Origin of the sequence: Chryseobacterium sp. PvR013, from assembly GCF_017833095.1 — a bacterium.
Taxonomy (GTDB): Bacteria; Bacteroidota; Bacteroidia; order Flavobacteriales; family Weeksellaceae; genus Chryseobacterium; species Chryseobacterium culicis_A.
This window is the reverse complement of the sequence record NZ_JAFIBT010000001.1, coordinates 1,639,943-1,659,024: the sequence shown is the minus strand read 5'-3', so window position 1 is coordinate 1,659,024 and position 19,082 is coordinate 1,639,943. Positions and strand designations below refer to the sequence as shown.

14 protein-coding genes are annotated in these 19,082 nt (G+C 33.7%); 9 read left to right on the top strand and 5 right to left on the bottom strand.

The window, feature by feature from the left end; genetic code table 11:
- Window positions 1-424 precede the first annotated feature (424 nt).
- Entirely contained in the window at window positions 425-1,651 is a 1,227-nt protein-coding gene (locus tag JOE44_RS07425) for an FISUMP domain-containing protein (protein ID WP_209785019.1), read from the top strand.
- Between the two features lie 745 nt (window positions 1,652-2,396).
- On the opposite strand, the gene JOE44_RS07420 is transcribed toward JOE44_RS07425, so the two are convergent.
- The gene (locus JOE44_RS07420; protein ID WP_209785018.1) at window positions 2,397-2,627 is read right to left on the bottom strand and encodes a signal peptidase; all 231 of its coding nucleotides are present in this window, start codon (window positions 2,625-2,627) and stop codon (window positions 2,397-2,399) included.
- Between the two features lie 5 nt (window positions 2,628-2,632).
- Entirely contained in the window at window positions 2,633-4,591 is a 1,959-nt protein-coding gene (locus JOE44_RS07415; protein WP_209785017.1) for a T9SS type A sorting domain-containing protein, read from the bottom strand.
- Window positions 4,592-5,748: 1,157 nt separating this feature from the next.
- On the opposite strand from JOE44_RS07415, the gene JOE44_RS07410 reads away from it, so the two are divergent.
- Window positions 5,749-6,405 (top strand): FISUMP domain-containing protein, encoded by a 657-nt coding sequence (locus JOE44_RS07410; protein ID WP_209785016.1) that lies wholly within the window; start codon window positions 5,749-5,751, stop codon window positions 6,403-6,405.
- A 331-nt stretch (window positions 6,406-6,736) separates the two neighbouring features.
- Here JOE44_RS07410 and JOE44_RS07405 read toward each other — a convergent pair whose 3' ends face one another.
- The gene (locus JOE44_RS07405; RefSeq protein WP_209785015.1) at window positions 6,737-7,456 is read right to left on the bottom strand and encodes an AAA family ATPase; all 720 of its coding nucleotides are present in this window, start codon (window positions 7,454-7,456) and stop codon (window positions 6,737-6,739) included.
- A gap of 190 nt (window positions 7,457-7,646) precedes the next feature.
- Here JOE44_RS07405 and JOE44_RS07400 point away from each other — a divergent pair, with 190 nt between their 5' ends.
- The 3 genes from JOE44_RS07400 to JOE44_RS07390 all read left to right on the top strand — a co-directional run bounded on the left by JOE44_RS07400 (window position 7,647) and on the right by JOE44_RS07390 (window position 11,613).
- Entirely contained in the window at window positions 7,647-7,928 is a 282-nt protein-coding gene (locus JOE44_RS07400) for a helix-turn-helix domain-containing protein (protein WP_209785014.1), read from the top strand.
- 100 nt (window positions 7,929-8,028) lie between these two features.
- Window positions 8,029-9,489: a DUF3945 domain-containing protein gene (locus JOE44_RS07395; protein WP_209785013.1), complete on the top strand. Its 1,461-nt coding sequence runs from the start codon at window positions 8,029-8,031 to the stop codon at window positions 9,487-9,489.
- 18 nt (window positions 9,490-9,507) lie between these two features.
- Window positions 9,508-11,613, top strand: coding sequence for a type IA DNA topoisomerase (locus JOE44_RS07390; protein ID WP_209785012.1), 2,106 nt, complete (start codon window positions 9,508-9,510; stop codon window positions 11,611-11,613).
- A gap of 92 nt (window positions 11,614-11,705) precedes the next feature.
- Here the strand turns inward: JOE44_RS07390 and JOE44_RS07385 are convergent, their stop codons facing one another.
- Window positions 11,706-11,960, bottom strand: coding sequence for a hypothetical protein (locus JOE44_RS07385; RefSeq protein ID WP_209785011.1), 255 nt, complete (start codon window positions 11,958-11,960; stop codon window positions 11,706-11,708).
- 905 nt (window positions 11,961-12,865) lie between these two features.
- Between JOE44_RS07385 and JOE44_RS07380 the strand changes: the two genes are divergently transcribed.
- Window positions 12,866-14,812 carry a M1 family metallopeptidase gene (locus tag JOE44_RS07380; protein WP_209785010.1) on the top strand — a complete coding sequence of 649 codons (1,947 nt, stop codon included), beginning with the start codon at window positions 12,866-12,868 and terminating at the stop codon, window positions 14,810-14,812.
- A 150-nt stretch (window positions 14,813-14,962) separates the two neighbouring features.
- Window positions 14,963-16,051, top strand: coding sequence for a DUF3667 domain-containing protein (locus JOE44_RS07375; protein WP_209785009.1), 1,089 nt, complete (start codon window positions 14,963-14,965; stop codon window positions 16,049-16,051).
- 552 nt (window positions 16,052-16,603) lie between these two features.
- Here the strand turns inward: JOE44_RS07375 and JOE44_RS07370 are convergent.
- The gene (locus JOE44_RS07370; RefSeq protein ID WP_209785008.1) at window positions 16,604-17,152 is read right to left on the bottom strand and encodes a hypothetical protein; all 549 of its coding nucleotides are present in this window, start codon (window positions 17,150-17,152) and stop codon (window positions 16,604-16,606) included.
- Between the two features lie 481 nt (window positions 17,153-17,633).
- Here JOE44_RS07370 and JOE44_RS07365 point away from each other — a divergent pair, with 481 nt between their 5' ends.
- Together JOE44_RS07365 and JOE44_RS25120 are read left to right on the top strand one after the other, a co-directional pair.
- Complete coding sequence (locus JOE44_RS07365) at window positions 17,634-18,230, top strand: Crp/Fnr family transcriptional regulator (RefSeq protein WP_209785007.1); 597 nt, start codon at window positions 17,634-17,636, stop codon at window positions 18,228-18,230.
- Window positions 18,231-18,542: 312 nt separating this feature from the next.
- Window positions 18,543-18,755, top strand: a complete 213-nt coding sequence (locus JOE44_RS25120; protein WP_223601905.1) for an alpha-ketoglutarate-dependent dioxygenase AlkB — start codon at window positions 18,543-18,545, stop codon at window positions 18,753-18,755.
- Window positions 18,756-19,082 lie beyond the last annotated feature (327 nt).

Below are 19,082 nucleotides of genomic sequence, written 5' to 3'. Positions count from 1 at the left end.
GCTTCATAACCAATTCGGGCATTTTCCATTGTTTACCTGGTAGAACGCGCGGAAGTTCAGTGCGTTGTGTTTCACAATAATTCTAGCAATGGCAATCATCAGATAATATCTGATGTTGAATTTTTAAACAATAGTTTTGAGTTTTATTTAATGTAAATGGATTATTTTATTTAGTAATCTATTTAAAGTTCATTTGTACAGTTGCTGTAAATTATAACTGCAGCCTTGTAGAATTACATTTTTACGTTAACAGTATTATAATTATATATTATCTCCATTTTGTACAACCGGCTTCCTAAAGTCGGTCTTACAATTTATTCCATAAAGAGAATTAGGTAGTTGTGATTTACTAAATCTTACTAAAGAAGAATAAAACAAATTATACTAATTGAACCAATAAAACTAACCATCAAATATTAAATATATGAGAAAAATGTATTTCTTGCCAATGATTTTTGTTGGCACTTTAGTCTGCGGACAAACCTTCATTGATACTTCCGAAGGTATCATCATTCCTCGTCTGACGGGTAATATCCTTCACAGCTCAGAAGCAAAAGGTATATATTCTAATGTCAAGGATGCTATCTTGGTTTATGTAACCGCTCCTCCTGATCCTGATAATCGTATCGGTCAGGTAGAAGGTATAGATGCTAAGGGGTTTTATTATTTTGACGCATCAAGTAACAGGTGGATCAGGATAATTTCTACAAGCATTGGTACAGCAGCCTTAACACAGTTGTTATGCTCTTCTTCTTCTAATGTAGGCGTTATGGAAGCAACACGTCCTGCTTCCGGTGTAAGTGTTATGGTACCATACAACGGAGGGAATGGAGGTGCCTATCAGGCTTCTAGTATTCCTTCTACGGGAATTACAGGTCTTAACGCAACTCTTTATCCTGGAAATCTTAGCATTGGCGGTGGTTTCTTAGTATTTAACATCACGGGAACTCCTCTCACTACGGGTACAGCTACTTTTAACATCAATCTAATGGGTAAAACCTGCAGTTTCAGTGCTCAGATACAATCGAAGACAAGATTTGATGATGTAGTAAATGTATCGATTAACGGTCAGACCCGTCAGATGATGACCCGAAATCTGGGAGCCAATCCTACGTTAGATCCTGATGTGCCTACTCAGGCTATTATGGGAGATTATTTTCAATGGGGAAAAAAAAATGCAGTGGCTACGCCTTATACTCCTGCTACTGCCATCTCCGGATGGAGCACCGAAAGAGCTGCTGATAAAGCCTGGAATAATGGGACAGAAGCTGCTCCTTTTAAGACAATAAACGATCCTTGTCCATCAGGCTTCCGAATTCCTACCCGAAATGAGTGGGCTGCATTCACTCAAGCCAGTACTGTTACTAATATTGGGATCTGGGCTACTACAAAATCAGATGGAGCTTCTAATTTTAGTGCGGCGAAAAGATTTATCAATAATAAAAATATCATAACTCTTCCTGCTGCAGGACGCCATAGCTCAGGTACTGGTGCTCTTGATAGTCGTGGTTATGGTGCTTCTTATTGGAGCAGTACTGAGTTTAGTGGTACAAATTCTTATAATTTGACTTTTACTGAAGGAGGTGCAATTTATCCTGCATATGATTTCAATAGAGCTGTTGGAATGTCAGTGCGCTGTATTTCAGAGTAAAAGAATCTCCTGTTTATTACTTTTTATAGAGAGAGTGATCAATTAATATAATTTGTTAAATTATTATCAGAGTTTAGATCAATGCGGCAAAGAATATTTGTCGCATTTTATTATTCAAAAGTAATTATCAACATTCTGCTAAATTCTGGTTCTTACTTTAGTAAATGTATACAATATATTCCCAAAGATATAGTTAATGTAGTGATTATTTTACACTCTAATCTATATAAAACTATATAAGTTTCGTTTATGATTTAGCGTATATGCTTTAAGTTTGCAATAGATACTGTTGAATATATATTTAAAATTTTAATAGTTATCGAAAATTTTTCAGAAAATTGTATGACAAGCATTAAGCTTAATATTCAAATAGTATATTACTTCACCTGAACTAAATACTCTGGTTTTTTCTTGCAGTTTTATATCATAATCTAATTTTTCTGCAAGATATATGAATACAGTGTATTGTACATTTGAATATACAACTTTTTATTGTCATTTATTTGTGTGTGTAACCGGAGATCAACTCCGGTTTTTATTTATCCATAAATGGAGTATCAAATATAAACAAATAAATGATGTCCGCTGCCAAAAAACGCTATTCAAAAAATATAATTGTATTTCAGTATTTTTTCCGATTGATAAATCCTGTAGTTTTGACTTTGGAAAAATGAAACAGCTGTAGAATATTTATCCAAAAAAAGCTCTCTGAATAATCAGAGAGCTTTTTAAATAATAATAAAGTCTATATTTTTTTAATTGAGTGTTTCTTTGTGAAATATACAATGAACAATACTGCAATGACACCTAAAGCATACACATACATATCAATCGGTGAGGCAGGAGCTCCTGGGCCAACCGGTCCTACGTCTCCTGGAGTAGGAGGTCCTCCCGGGCCAACTGGCCCTACATCTGCACTAACTAATGCAGCTATAAAAAGAGAAAAAGTTAAAAGTAATTTATTAATAGCTTTCATATATTTTATTTTAAGATTTTTGTGTTAACAACCTCTCCATTGTCTGAAACAACTTTTACAACATATGTACTTTTAACTTGTTTATCCAGTTCAATTACAAAATCTGTAGATGTGTTAACAGCCTTTTTAGAAATTATTAGTTTTCCACTCATATCATAAACTTCGATATCTGCTTTTTTCCATTTTGGATCAAATCTCACAATATAATTTGTAATCTGAGGATTATATACGACCATTGTTCTTGAAGGACGCTTCGTATCATCAGTAGCCAATACCAAATTACTAGGCTCACCGTAATATAAATCAAACTCGGCATCATTAACAGGAATAATGTCTCCCTGTTTAGCCTGTTGGGCTGTGCCGCTTGGTGATTTATAATAGAATCCAATACCGGTTGAAAGAGCATGGGTACCAGTGCTTACCAGTTGTGCATTTTCTCTGATTTCGAATTTGTAAGATTTAATTTTATTTAAGTCATAATTCACTAACTTAATATTCTTTCCCTTGAAATTAAATTCGTTAGCTTCATTAATATATAGCCAGTACTGATTCATATAATTGGTATCATAGCCACCATTCAGGGCTTCTTCAAAAGTACCAATAGCGTTGGCAGAACTGTTGGTAATCTGAGTTCTGGCATTAGGAGAATGTCCTGTTACCCCTTCCGGATAAACTACATAATATGTTCTGGATATTTCATTACCATTCACATCAAGTCCGATAACGCCAAGCTGTTTTACGGTTCCTGTACCATTTTTATTTGCTGCTACACTATAGTCTGTATTTCCTGATCTACTGTAATAATTAAATCTTCTCAGATTGGCAAAATTAAGCTGATCAGCAGCAGTATTATCATTGAGTTTAATTGCAAATGTTTCTAATGGTCTGACCATTAGGTAATCAATATCTCCAGTAGGTACTCCTGAATTATAAGTTACAAATTTAAATGCACCTGTACTTTGTGTACCTCCAGCGGTAGTAACTACTGTTGCAGGCTGTAACCTGATTCCATAAATGTTACTAAGATAAACTCCATCTCCGTTGGCTGCAGGTTCATTTTGTGCAATGTTGAATAGGTCTAGATTAGTTAAAAACGGATTAGCCAATGAATAGATGTTTTTACCGAAATTACCCTGCCATGCGGTACCCCCTGAAGCAATTTCAAAACCATCCTGTACATAGGTGTTATAAGGTTCATTATACATATTCACGGCTGAACCATTGGTACCGAAATTAACGTTGGCAGCTGCGTTTTGTAATGTGACCGCAGATCCAATATCAGTCAACGGTCGGCCTGAAAGAATTCTTGTGTTGGTACCAAGGTCTAAGCCACTTCCACCAAGCATGTAGTATGTACTGCCAGGATTGGTGACTCCTAGTTTAGAGCTTATGCTAAAATTAGTTGAAACCGTATTAACATTATTAGACCAAAGAATCTCATTCTGTGAATACCTTGTATTATTAAAAGTCTTACCTAGCTCCGTGCTTAATGTAGAAGCTGTTTTGTCATAAAAAGGCATTCCGATTTGCTGGTAACTACCATGTTTAATTGATCTGTATTCCTGATCTACAATACCTGTAATATTGGATTGAGGGATTCCGGAAATGTAAAGCTGTCCATAGGTATAAACCGGTGTCGCAGCAGGATTGTTTTCATTAGCTGAAGCATATGCCGTAGGTTCATTAAGTTTATTAACAAAATTACCTGTTACAGTGCCTTCAGCTTTGTCCGTTCCTGCAGTAGTGATTGTTTTAAAAGAATCGGAAGCAGTACCTGAAACGATAACGTTTCCGTGGTTTTCAATAGTACCATTTCCTCTTGTTTGCAAACCTCCACCGTTATAAAGCAGTGTGCCTTTGCTTACGAAAGTGATAGCAGTGTCATCTACATGTAGTAGAATGTTCTGCGCCTGAACAGAACCTATTGCTGCTAATAAACCAATAGCTGATAAACTTTTTTTCATTAGTATGATTGTTTGTGTTAAACAAATTTTTTGAAATAATCAAAATATATATTCATATATATAACAGGTATTTACCTTGAAAGAAATATGATCTATAAATTGTAATACAAATTTAGAAAGTATGTGTATAGGTTGGATTTCAAACTGTATAGTTATTTCGCTAATTTATTGTAGTTTTTTAACTATATATAGGTTATTTACTGTAGTTTTAATAATTATATATGCTTTTTGATGTGTGATTAATGTATGCTTTTATAAAGGGGTGACCTGTATAATAGCTAATAGTAGTAAGGGAAATTTTCGTCTTATTAATTGTTTGCTTAAACAATCTTATAGAAGAGTACAATTAAGTACAGCATTATACGAATTATGATCTTATATTTTTAATAATGCTTGATCAATATTGTATAGCGCTGTTAGGGAATGGTTTTAACTATATGGATTATTGATCAAAACTTAACAGATTATTAAAGATTCGATTAAAAACTATACTCTTATTAGTGATAATATGACTGATATTCCAAGTCAATCTGAAAAATATCTTTTTAGATTTGTAATCTCAAAAAAATTATTTGACATTTCATTCCATGGTGTGGAATATTTGTAAATCTGAGTTATTTGTTTTACATGATCCGGTATGGTTGTAATAGCTATACCGGATTTTTATAAAAAAGATTTGGAGGATTACATTTATAGCGCGGAAATCAATCTTTATTTTGGTGCTATTAAATTTTTCTATGTCAATATTCTTCTGTATTGTAGTTTAAAAACTATACATGATTAAATTGAAAATGACAGATAATCAGTTAGGTAGTGCCTGTTAATCAGTTAAATTTGTTGTACAAAATTGTCATACACTAAAGAGATTGCCATCATCATCAGCAATAGTAGTATAATTTATAGTACAGACTAATCTTTCAGGGTTTTAATTTATATGACTCAATAAATAATAGTATGATGTAGGCAGAATTTATTCATCATCTACAATAATTTAAATATTATAACAAATGAAAAAACTTTATCTATTACCAATAACTTTCTTTGGTATTTTGTCTTATGGACAAACAGGAGGTCATCATAATACCTCAAAACCGACTTTAAATAGAGTTGGAGCTGTCGTAAAAGAAAGAAGTTCCGAACTATCTAAGAGCACAAGTATGTCAGGTAATCCCCTGAAAACTTCTGGGCCACCACAAACTGTAAGTGTTATTATCAATGGTATTGTCCGCCAGATGATGGTATACAACCTTGGAGCTAATACTGAAATGAATCCTAATTCCCCTCAACAGGGTATCATGGGAAATTACTATCAATGGGGTAGACCTGATGCGGTGGCTACAGCCTATACAGATGCTGGCAGTATATCAGGATGGAATGCAACTAATGCGCCTGATAAATCATGGAACACCGGTACTGAAGCTTCACCCGTAAAATCACTAAACGACCCATGCCCTGATGGTTTTAGAATACCAACTCATAGTGAATGGGAATCATTTGACAAGCTCAGTACCTCTAAATATAACATTGGAACATGGGCACCTAATGGTTACGATGGAGCAACGAATTTTACTGCTGCCAAAATATATATAAGTGACGGAAATACCATAACTCTGCCTGCTGCAGGAACCCGTCTATATGATAATAATGGAGCTTTATTGTGGCGTGCTGCAAAAGGATTTTATTGGAGCAGTACTGAAGCACCGTTCAAAAATAGTATTCAGGCAATGGCGTTATCATTTGACCAGGATAAAATTTATACGGCAGCTTCTCCTGTACGTACATCTGGTAATTCTATTCGATGTATTTCACAATAGTATGTTACTCATTGCATTGATTTACTAATAAATAAATTTGTCAATTATTGTAGTGTAGGAGGTATAATTAACATAAAAAATATAGATTAATTTTTATCCGGAGGAATTGTTTTCTCCGGATTTATATTTTATCAATAGCTTGTAAAAGAGTTGATAACAGAGTGCTTACGTGTTTCTGCAAGATGATATCAATATATCCTAAAATTTATCTCTCCTTAATATGCTTCTATTTCCTCAAAATCAATATTTCGGGAATCTTTGTAAATAGATGGATTCTCCTGCTTTAGTATGGTTTTGATTTGTCAGCCGAATGTAGCATTTATCAAAAAGTCTAAATATCATCAAATAAATGACGGAAATAAAGTTCCGGTGATTCTAAAAAACTTTTTGTCAATTGATAATGCTCAGTATTTTTATAATCTGTGAGTTTAATATTGTCATCTAATAAAAAGATGTCAGCACCAGGATAGGACATCAGAATGGGGGAATGTGTAGAAATAATAAATTGGGCTTTACCTTCTCTTTCTAATTTATTAATAATGGATAATAACGAAAGCTGTCTTTGCGGTGATAAGGCCGCTTCGGGTTCATCAAGAATGTAAATTCCCTTTTGAAAATGATTATGAAACAAAGATAAAAAAGCTTCACCATGAGATCTGTGATGTAATGATTTCCCTCCATATGCATCCAAGACCTGTCTGTCACTTCTAGCCACTTCATCAATATAGGTTGCAAAATTGAAAAAACTTTCTGCTCTCATAAAAAAACCTTGTCCTGTTTTTATTTTCCACGACAATGTAAGATATTCTGCCAATTCTGATTCTGTTTTATAAAAAGCGTAGTTATGATTTCGATTGCCCCCAGATAGATTAAAATCGCATTTGTCGGCAATAGCTTCTAGTAAGGTAGATTTGCCTATACCGTTTTCACCAACAAAGAACGTGACATTTTTTTTGAATTTAATGTCTAAACCATTTTTTAGAAAAGGCAGGTTAAAAGGAAATTTTTTTGGTCGTTCATCTTTTAGATAAATTCTTGATAAATAAGACATTGTTAAATTATTGATTATCATTTGTTTGCAAAAATCATGCAAAAAATAGATTAGTGTAGCATAAACTTTCCTTAATGAGGTCCATCTTACGATTTAAAAGCAATAACTTTTTTCGGTACTATGAAAAAGTAGTGATTTTATGCCGTTTCAATTGATCAATTTTATCACATCAACTAATAAAAATCATATTATGAATATTGAAAGAACAGAATTTACTGCCTGGATGGAAAGGATCATGGAAAGGTTTGATATTCTTAGGGAGCAGATGATTAAGAATCAAACCCAGTTTATGGAAATTGACGGTGAACAGCTGTTGGATAATCAGGATGTTCTACAGCTTTTAAAAATCAGCTCACGGTCTCTTCAAAGGTACCGTAGTGATAAAAAATTACCTTATTATACCATCAGCGGTAAGCTGTATTATAAGCTGTCGGATGTACACCAGCTCATTCGGGAAAGTTTAAGCTCCTGATAAAAGAAGACATATGCAGCCAAAGTTGTCAATGTAATTCCACTTTCACATTTCAACTGTCCTCAGCAAATATCTTCACCATAATAAATAAAAAAATGTGATGAAAGATGTAACTATAGATTCTCTGGAAGACCAAGATGCTGAACCAGCAAAAGAAACATTACTTGTTCTGAATACCCATACCAATAAAGTTGAAATGGTAAAGGGAATTGATAAAAATGGAAATCTTCAGAAACTTTCTCCTGATGATAGAAAGGAGAATGATCAGTTCATCCGTATAGATAAACATGGTGACCTATTTTCTAACTTCTTTTCCAATTTTTACCGGCAACTTAAAAACCCCAGTCATTTCAATTTTTTTAAAGTCTCTGAATATGATGCTGTGAACACGGCAAAGGACCTTCAGAAATATGTAGATCAGGCATCTCCTGACGAAAAAGTAAAGCTTAAAGAATATGAATTGCTACCAAGAAACATCAACAACCTAAAAAATCAAAATACAATGGACAACAACACAGAAACTCAAGAGTACCGTTTTAAGCCGGAACAGATCGATTGGAAAACGATGGAGAAATTTGGAGTTAATCAGGAGAAGCTTGAAAAGCTGGATGTGATGGACGCTCTTCTGAGGGGTTTTAAAACTAATACGCTTATTCCTATCACCATTGATCTGGGAACTGCAGTCAGTAAAATGGATGTCAGGTTATCTCTTCAGGCTGGAGATACGGGACAAGTTACTGTTCAACTACATGGCATACGTCGGGAACCAAACCTCAATATGAAATTCTTGGGACATGAATTCAGTGAGGAGGATAAAAAGAACCTTAAAGAAACCGGAAATATGGGAAGGGTAGTTGAGCTGGTCAATCCTAAGACCAATGAAATTATTCCATCGGTCATCAGCAGAGACATGCTTACCAATGAACTCGTGGCTTATAGAGCAGAATATATGAAGGTCCCTGATGAGATCAAAGGGATACAACTCGATGAACATCAAAAACAGACACTGTTAGAGGGAAGGCCGCTTTACCTGGAAGGTATGACCTCCAAAAAAGGAGAGTCTTTTGATGCAACGGTACAATTCAATGCAGATAAACGGTATGTTGAATTTCTATTCAACAATATGCCAAATCAGACTCAAAGCCTAACCCAACAACAAAGCGGGGTCAGTGCACAAGCCCAAAACAAAGATGTTGAAGCACCAAGAACATTCAGGGGCAAAGAACTTGATGATTTACAATATGATAAATTCAAAGCTGGGCAGACGGTTTATATTGACGGATTGATTGACGGAAAAGGTAAAGAATATAAAGGGTATATAACTTTTAACGCAGAAACTTTAAAGACTGATTTCTCTTTTACCAGTCGCAATAGACTCAAAGAAAGAGTGCAGCTTACACAAGATCATAAAACTCAAAAAGCGGTTACCTCTGATGGCAAGACCAATGAAGCAACTAAAACTACTAAAAAAGCACTGGAACCCAAACTGCAGCAGCCCTCCAATAAGCAGCAGAAAAATCAGAAAGAACAGCCTAGCAGGTCTAAAGGACGCAGAATCTAATTAATCTAAACTACAAAAATGAAAGCAGTTATTGCAGAAAAACCTAGTGTGGCAAGAGAGATTGCACAGCTATTACAAGCCAACGACAAACAGGACGGTTATCTGATGGGTAATGGGTATTGCATTACATGGGCATCGGGACATTTGATATCACTGGGAATGCCGGAAGATTATGGGGTAAGAGGCTTTGAAATAGCCTCTTTACCCGTCTTTCCCCAACCGTTTATATTGACTTCCAGAAAAATAAAACAAGCAAACACTTATCAGAAAGATCCTTCCGCGCTGAAACAACTCAAAGTAATAAAGAATGTTATCAGTCGGTGCAGCAGCATTATTGTGGCCACTGACGCAGGAAGAGAAGGTGAACTTATTTTTAGATATATCTACGACTATCTGAACTGCAATAAACCATTTGAAAGACTTTGGATCAGTTCATTGACCGGAAAAGCTATATCAGAAGGCTTTGAAAATCTGCGATCAGGTGCAGCTTTCAATAACTTATATGCCGCGGCCAAGGCGAGAAGTGAGGCTGACTGGCTGATAGGAATCAATGCTACTCAGGCTTTAACTATAGCTGCTTGTAGAGAAATTTATTCCTTAGGCAGGGTTCAGACTCCGACATTGGCTATAATCTGTGAAAGATTTTTAGAACATCAAAATTTTAAAAAACAAAAATACTGGCAGATTCAGTTAAAGCACCGAAAAGAATATCTGGATTTTACCAGTCTGTCTACAGAAAAATGGGAAGATAAAAAGCAGATTGAGCAAATCATAAAAGCCATTGATCGGCAAGGCAGAGCTACTGTAGAGGATGTCTCTATCAAAATGGTACAGGAACAGTCTCCTTTGCTTTTTGATCTTACCGAACTTCAAAAAGAGGGCAACAGAAAACTCGGACTTTCAGCAGATGAGGTTTTACAGACCGCTCAGCACCTTTATGAAAAAAAGTTCATAACTTATCCTCGAACCGGAAGTAAATATATTCCTGAGGATTTATGGACAGACATTCCGGATCTTTTAAGAATTCTCAATACAACCGATCAGTTCAAACTTGCTATATCAAGCTTAAAATTCGGCAATTTCAATAAACGAATAGTAAACAATGTTAAAGTGACTGATCACCATGGGCTGCTGATCACCACAAAAATACCTTCTGCGCTGAATGCTGCAGAAAAATCAATTTATAATATGATTGCCTACAGGTTACTGGAATCACTTTCAGAACCATGCTCAAAAAAGGTCAGTGACATTAGCATCAAAGTACATCACTATGAATTTCATATCAAAGGATCTACAATTATCAACAAGGGTTGGCGTTCTATCCAAGGTATTCTTTCAGATTATAGCAAACACAACAGGAATAACGATGAGAACATAAATAATATTGAAGAACCTTTATTTGAACTTCCCGAATTTAAGACCGGTGATGAACTTAAAATTTCGGAAACAAGATTACTCGAAAAGACAGCAATGCCTCTTCAACTGTATACCGAAGCAGATCTTTTATCAGCTATGGAAAATGCAGGCAGACATACAGAAAATAAGGAGAAAAAGAAAGCGCTTGCCAACATTGGTATTGCTACCCCAGCTACCAGAGCTTCTATCATTGAAACTTTACTTAGCAGAAATTATATCATTCGAAAGAACAAAACACTGCAACCCACAGACAAAGGACTTCAGGTATATCAACTTGTCAAAGACAAAAAAATAGCTGATGTCCGGATGACCGCAGAATGGGAAATGGCTTTGGACCAAATCGAGAAAGGTGAACTTAATGCCAATCAGTTTATGGTGAATATCCAAAACTATACAAAAGAAATCACTCACGAGCTCCTTTCTTTATCCATTCCCCAAGAAAATGGTCCTGAGCTCAAATGTCCCCAATGTCAACATTCCAATCTTGTCATCAAAGATAAAACCGTACAATGTCCAAGTGAGCAATGCTCTTGGATGTTATTCAGAACAATATGTGGTATACAACTCAACATACAGGAAATTACTTCTTTAATAACGGAAGGAAAATCTCCACTCATTAAAAATATGAAAAGCAAAAACGGTAAAACGTTCAATGCCTGTATTGTTTTAAAAGATGATTACAATATTTCTTTTGAATTTAAAAGGTAGTTTAGTTAGATAAAATACAATTCCCTAATTTTTATTTAAATCCATCCATCTAAAACGTTATTAACGTTACATTCAAATACAATACTTGAAATTTACTTTCTACGATTATTTTTTGCCTTTGGTTTTATTTTTAGAATCTTTCTCAACCAATAGACTATATTTTTAAATCTTTGTAAATGAATATTTTCTAATTTTTCTTGATATAAATTTAATTCGTCTAATAATTTTAATTGTTTTCTTATATATTCTTTTTCATTGATAATCTTGTCTTCATAAAGTTTTTCATTTTCTAAAATTTCTTCTTCAATTTCCGTTAATTTCTGAAGTATTATAGATTTTATTTTCATAATAAACTTTATAAGATATTTTACAATATATGGACCTAACTTTTTAATTATGCTAAATAATTGTCCTTCAAATTTAAGATATACTTTTTTGTAATATTTACGGATTCCCATAAACGACAAAGCGGGACTCTTATTATTACAATGAAAGAGAGTTAATAGATCTAATAGAAGATGAGCAGCAGTTCCACTTTGTAAGACTTTTTGATAACTGAATATTTGTCCGCTTACAGCTACAATACAATATCGCAATTAGTAGCTTATAATATATAGTAGTAGTTAATCTATATGATTTTAATTATTTGTAGTGAATCCTACTGGCTGTAGTGATTATCATATATGTTACGCTATATAAAACTACATTGTTTTTGTTTTTTACGATAAGTGGGTATCCTATTTTTGTAAAGCTTTGGTGTTTAAGATAAGATAAATGCATTAGTAAAGAAGTTGGGAAGGGCAGCCAGCCCACATTTGAAAAGATATAATCTTTTTTTGAATTAATGAAGTTGCTAAAAAATACATGACAAATATGAAAAAAAAAGATGAGTACCAACATTATATTGGTATGAGTAAGCAGCAAATGATCACAGAAATGAACAATCAAGCCAATTACTATATGGCGAACAGATGGGAATATCATACGAGTACGAACTGGCTTGGAAAAAAAACAATTTTAACGCTTTTTTTCAGGAATGATATTGTATATAAAATAAGGATAAAAAAAACATATAGAAAAGTAATATCCCAAACATTGTATAATGTTTAAGTTTTATATAATAGAGAGATTTTATAAAATACATTGAGTATGAGGTTGACAGGTTTGCTTTAAATCCGATTCCAATTGGGATGTTATGATGGGAATACTATGAGCTATCTAAATCAATTGAATCAAATACCATATTTAAAAGATGTACAGTAAGGTTTTAATTACTTTTTGGATAATTACAGTTACTAATTTTATTGGACTTTCTTATGCTCAAAAGAAAAAGATCTATGATTATACAGAAGCATTTAAGCCTTTTTTTTATCCTCAAATCAGTTCTAAAACGCGTTCTGCAGATGGACAACCAGGACCTGCGTACTGGCAGAATTCAGCTGATTACATCTTAAATGCTACGTTGAATGATGAGAAGAATGAAATCATTGCCAGTACAGAGATTACTTATACCAATAACAGTCCTGATCAATTAAACTTTCTGTGGCTTCAGCTGGATCAGAACGTGTTCAATAAAGAATCCCGGTATTATGCTGTAAATCCATCAGAAACTGTGGATCCCATTGAAAAGCCTGGTGGGGGATACAAAATTCAAACTGTAAAAGTTGATGGTAAAGATGCAGAATATGTTATTTCTGATACAAGAATGCAAATAGATTTGTCAAAGCAGCTTAAAGGTAATGGTGGGATTGCCAATATTAAAATTGATTATAGTTTTGTTTGTCCCAAGTTTGGATTAGACAGAATGGGAGTACAGCAAACAGCAAAGGGAAAAATATTTGCTATTGGACAGTGGTATCCCAGGATATGCGTTTATGATGATGTGTCAGGCTGGAATACTTTGCCTTATCTCGGGGTTTCAGAATTCTATTTAGAGTATGGGAGTATTAGAGCCAATATTACTGTGCCGGCTGACCAATATGTTGTTGCTTCCGGCGAGCTTCTTAATGAAAAACAAATGTATACCAGAGAAGAGATTAAACGTTGGAAACAGGCAAAAAATAGTGATAAAACGATTAACATACGATCCGAAGCTGAATTTGATAAAAACACATCTTCAGGAACAAAAACATGGAAATTTAAAATTGAAAATGCCAGAGATTTTGCATGGGCCTCTTCCTCTGTATTTGTTATAGATGCGGCCAGGATTAATTTATCCAGTGGTAAAAAAGTCTTAGCTGTTTCTGCATACCCTTCAGAAAGTGGAGGGAAAGATGGATGGGCAAAGTCTGTAGAATATACGAAATCTGTTATAGAATATAATTCTCAGAAATGGTATGATTATGTCTATCCCTCGGCAACAAATGTAGCAGCAACCAGAGGCGGAATGGAATATCCTGGAATAGTATTTTGCAGTTGGGGTGCTAAGGGTGAAGATCTGCAGAATATTACGAATCATGAATTTGGACATAATTGGTTCCCGATAACTGTAGGTTCGAACGAAAGATTATTTTCATGGATGGATGAGGGATTGAATACCTACTTAATTGATTTATTTACAGAAACTTTCAATAAGGAAATATCTCATAAAAGGAAAAATATTGCCCAAACAGGTACTGTACTCATGAATGATACACTAGAACCCATAATGGTTGGTGAAGATAATATGAATATAGATCATGTTGGAATACTGGCTTATCATAAACCGGGAATAGGGTTGAAAATATTAAGAGAGTTAATTTTAGGGCCTGAAAAATTTGATAAAGCATTTAAAGCTTATATAAGATATTGGGCATTTAAACACCCTACACCATGGGACTTTTTCCATACCATGGAAAATGTTTCCGGTGAGGAACTTAATTGGTTTTGGAGAGGCTGGTTTTTTAACAACTGGAAGATTGATCAATCTGTACAAAGAGTGGAATATATAAATGGCAACTCTAAGAATGGGGCCTTAATTACTGTTGAAAATCTGGGGCAATTACCTATGCCAACGACAATCCAGGTGAAATTTAAAACGGGAAATATACAAATTTTTAAAATTCCTATTGAAGTTTGGAAGAAGAATACAAAATGGACAGTTAAAGTTAATTCAGATAAAGAAATAAAAGAGGTTAAATTAGATCCTGCTGATCAAATTCCTGATATTAATCCTAAGAACAATATATGGAACTCTAATCAGCAAAGTGTTAGAAAATAATTAAGCCCAGCCATTTTAATCTATTAACATTTCTATTTATAATCATCAACTTAATCATTAAAGCTCAAGATTACGAGATAAAACTCAGCAGTTTATTAAGTATTATCACCTAATTTGATTGAATATTTATGTTAATCCTGTACATAATTTATGGAAGACAAAAAATTAAGAGACAATAGAACCTGTCTGAATTGCGGACATCAAGTTGAAGAAAGATTTTGCCCTCACTGCGGTCAAGAAAATATTGAAAACAGACAATCTTTTCATTTTCTCTTTACTCATTTTATTGAGGATTTTACACATTATGACGGACAATTCTGGAAAACCATACAATATCTGTTTACGCGTCCGGGAATACTTACTAAAGAATATTTGGAAGGTAAAAGGCAGTTATATGTAGCACCTGTAAAATTATATATTTTTATAAGTTTCATTACATTCTTCCTTCCCAATATTTTACCACATGCCAAGGAGGAAGCAAAAAAATCCAGTCCGCATCTACAAATAAAAGTAGAGCAGAGAGAACTCTCAATAGGTATCTCACAAGAGGTGCAAAAAGAAGAAGCTCAGACTCGTAAAGATACCACTATCACTCAAAAAGCGCTGGACACGTTAAAGATAAAAGATATTGAAGAAAAAAAAGATTTTTTTGACGGCACATCTGATACCAAAGAAGCATCTGTCATGGATGCTTATTCAATAGAACAGTATGATTCTATTCTTGCCAAAGATAAAACAGGAATTTATACAGTAATGAGACCAGTTTCAAAAAAAATATTTGAATTAATGGGAGAGGGATTCACTAAACATCAGATATGGAAAAAATATAAAGAAAATCTTATTCATACGGTTCCTAAAGCACTTTTTGTATATCTTCCCATATTCACATTCTTTTTATGGCTGTTTCACAACAAAAAAAAATGGTGGTACTTTGATCATGGGATTTTCACTCTTCACTATTTCTCATTCCTGTTACTGGATGTGTTGATACTTATTATAGGAGAAAAGATTACCAGTTTTTTACCAGGCAATAATTTATTTACCTTATTGTATAGTTTAGTATGCTTAGCACTTGCAATCTATATGACGGTGTATTTATTTTTATCACACTACAGGGTATATGAAACAAAAAAAAGAACAAGTATATTGAAAGGTTCTTTATTATTTATTATAAACTCTATTGGGTTGATGCTGATGTTTATGATATTGATATACTTAAGCTTTCTTACACTTCACTAGTTTCTAATCTAATTAATTTTAATCCAACCTCTCAATGTGCTTATCAATCTTTCTTTTTTGCACTTCCAGTCGTTGAAAACCTTATTAAAGGTACTTAATATTGTGGAATAAGAGAGCAGTATTTAGCAATTGAAGATATTGATCACCCGAAAACTAAAGCTAAAAGTTCCCAAACCACTGGGTATCTTTGAACCTTTCTATAGGACGATACAGGGAGAGTTTTATGCCACAACTTTCAGAAAAAAATTTATAGGAGCATTGAGGAACTGCAACTGGCCTAAACCGCTGGCTGCTATATTATAACAATGAAGAAATACATACTGGAAAACATTGTTATGGTAAAACATCAATGCAGACGTTTTTGGATAGTAAAACTTATGACAAAAGAGAAATGAAATGTTTGAAATGCTTTTGGAATAACAAAAAATCCTTACTTTTGGAAGTAAGGACAATATTGGATAACTGTCAAATCAAGTCATAGCTATTACATATGATCTTATTCTTAGTGATCAATTTATATTTATAAACTATAAATATCTCAACTATTGATTTTTATCTATTATCAACATACCATGAACCGCCATCGCATATCAGGTCTATAAATCTGAATCTGTTATTGTTTCCAGTAATTGTAAGCACCGTATTATTGTAAACCCAATTTGAAGGCACAGTTGTTCCACTATTAAGGGAAGAGACACCATCTAAAATAAGATTAGGATTAACTCCTCCATATAAATAAAAGCGTACTAATTTACCTCTAAATGAAGAAGTTGGAGGAGGGAGTGTTATTGTATGTGTTTTATCTACAAAATAAAAATCGAATAACTGTGCAGGAGTATAGGTAGACATATTTGTTGTACCATTTGCTGCAAGTGTAGTTACTTTTAGTACATTACCTGCCCTTGAAAAAACATTTCCATCAGTATCTGTTACCATATAGTTGTCACTAGAAGAAGTAGAACTGGGAATTACTCGTATTCTTACATTACCATTGACATCAAGGTTTCTTGTAGGGGTTTGGGTATTAACACCCACATTTCCAGTTTGACATAGTACAATATTCGAAAATATTATCGCGAAAGAAATTAAAAATGATTTCATAGTTTTTATTTTTTGTTTAGTATTGTAAATTTAAGTTGCTAATCTTAAACAAAAAATAAAATAAGTATAGTTTTATATAGATTTTACTATAGGATTAAAACTATATAATTTATGCTATATCTGATATATGAAAGTTAATTTTAAAGCCATGTGCATCTCAATTTGGATATTTTAATTTTAGGAAAAAAGAGGTATTAAATTATTGTAAAATAAATTGATTGATCAATCACTTTAATAGGTTCTTAAAATATTTAAAATATCAACCAATCTAAATTCGTATTTCAAAATACTATTTACTCTTTCTGCTACTATATTTTCATGGTCACTAGTAGTTTTAAAGTTGAGAATAGGTGTGTACTTGCTTGCTGGAACAAGAAGTTGAGGATCATCTTTACATGTGGATGGTCTAAAATTTGTACGTAAAGATATTGCCAATTTTTACTGAGATATTCATTCGGAACCATAATAAAATATAGATAATATGATCATCGATGAAAGTCTTTTGCTCGAAAATGGAGCAGTTTACGAGGATTATCCCGCAAAGGAATTTATTTATGAAATGGGAGGTATTCCCTATTATTATTTCCAGATTGTTAAGGGGACAGTAGAACTGAATAATTACCATGAGGATGGAAAGGAGTTTACTCTGAATATCCTCTCGGAGGGTCAAAGCTTTGGAGAATCTTTACTGTTTGGGAATAAAAACTATCCCATGAATGCTGTTGCAAAAACTGACTGCAGGATCCTGAAATTACCAAAATCCAATTTTCTGAGTATGCTGAGTACAAATACGGAATTGATGTTTACGATTTTCCGTTATCTTTCAGATCGTCTTTTCTACAAATATGTAATGCTGTTTAATAATTCAGCCATTGATCCGATGTCGAAAATAAAATCGTTAATGGATTATTATAAAGGAAGTTCATTAAAACAAACCCCTTATTCTTATCCAGTTCCGCTCACCAGACAGCAAATTGCCAATTTAACGGGTTTACGGGTCGAAACAGTAATACGCACCATTAAAAAGATGGCGGAAGATAATGTTCTTAGGCTTGATGGACGAACGATTTTATATTAAAGTATTTTTACAATAATAATATTTCATGTTGAATAAAAGATAATTCTGTTAACCAGATATTTGGAATATAAAAAAAGGCTGTCTCGTATGAGATGGTCTTTTTTTTATTCAGGGAACATTTTCTAAGTAAGGAGGAAGCCGACCGGTTAAAAGATACACTGCTCAGTACCGCTCCATGGGAACAGCGTACCCAGAAGATGTATGATAAAATGGTATTCAGTTTAATGGAGTCTTGCTGAATCTTTACAGAAACCATAATGATTCTGTTGCCTGGCATAGAGACAAGGAAAGAGCCAGTATGGTAAACGGCCTGTGATTGCCTCTATCAGCCTTGGGCAAACCAGAAACTTTGATTTCAGGAAAAAAGACCATCATGCAAGCAAGTACAGCTTACCGCTTCCGCATGGTTCGCTACTCATTATGAAAGGTTATTTGCAGGAGAACTGGGAGCATCGGATTGCTAAATCTATAGTGCCCATGAAAGAGCGGATTAATCTGACATTTAGATTAGTTCTTGATTCTTAGGTGTATGTAGATGTTTTTTGTATAAGATAACCTGTTTTTCAGAAGTTTACTAGAGTGTTGAAAATATTATAGAAATACGTATTTGAAAAACAGGCTATTAATTTTTTTATGGCTCAAGTCTAGGGCCACCACATGAACTGTACGGAACGCATGTTAGTTTATCATTGATAAAACATAGTCTGGTACAATCTGATCCGCCAACGATTGTTTTTAATTCTGATTTTTTAAGCTTTTTTAAATTTTTCATACTAATATATTTTATGTTCATAACAAATCTCACAAATAATTATTATATAGTAGATGAAATTAACGAATTTTAACGTTCAG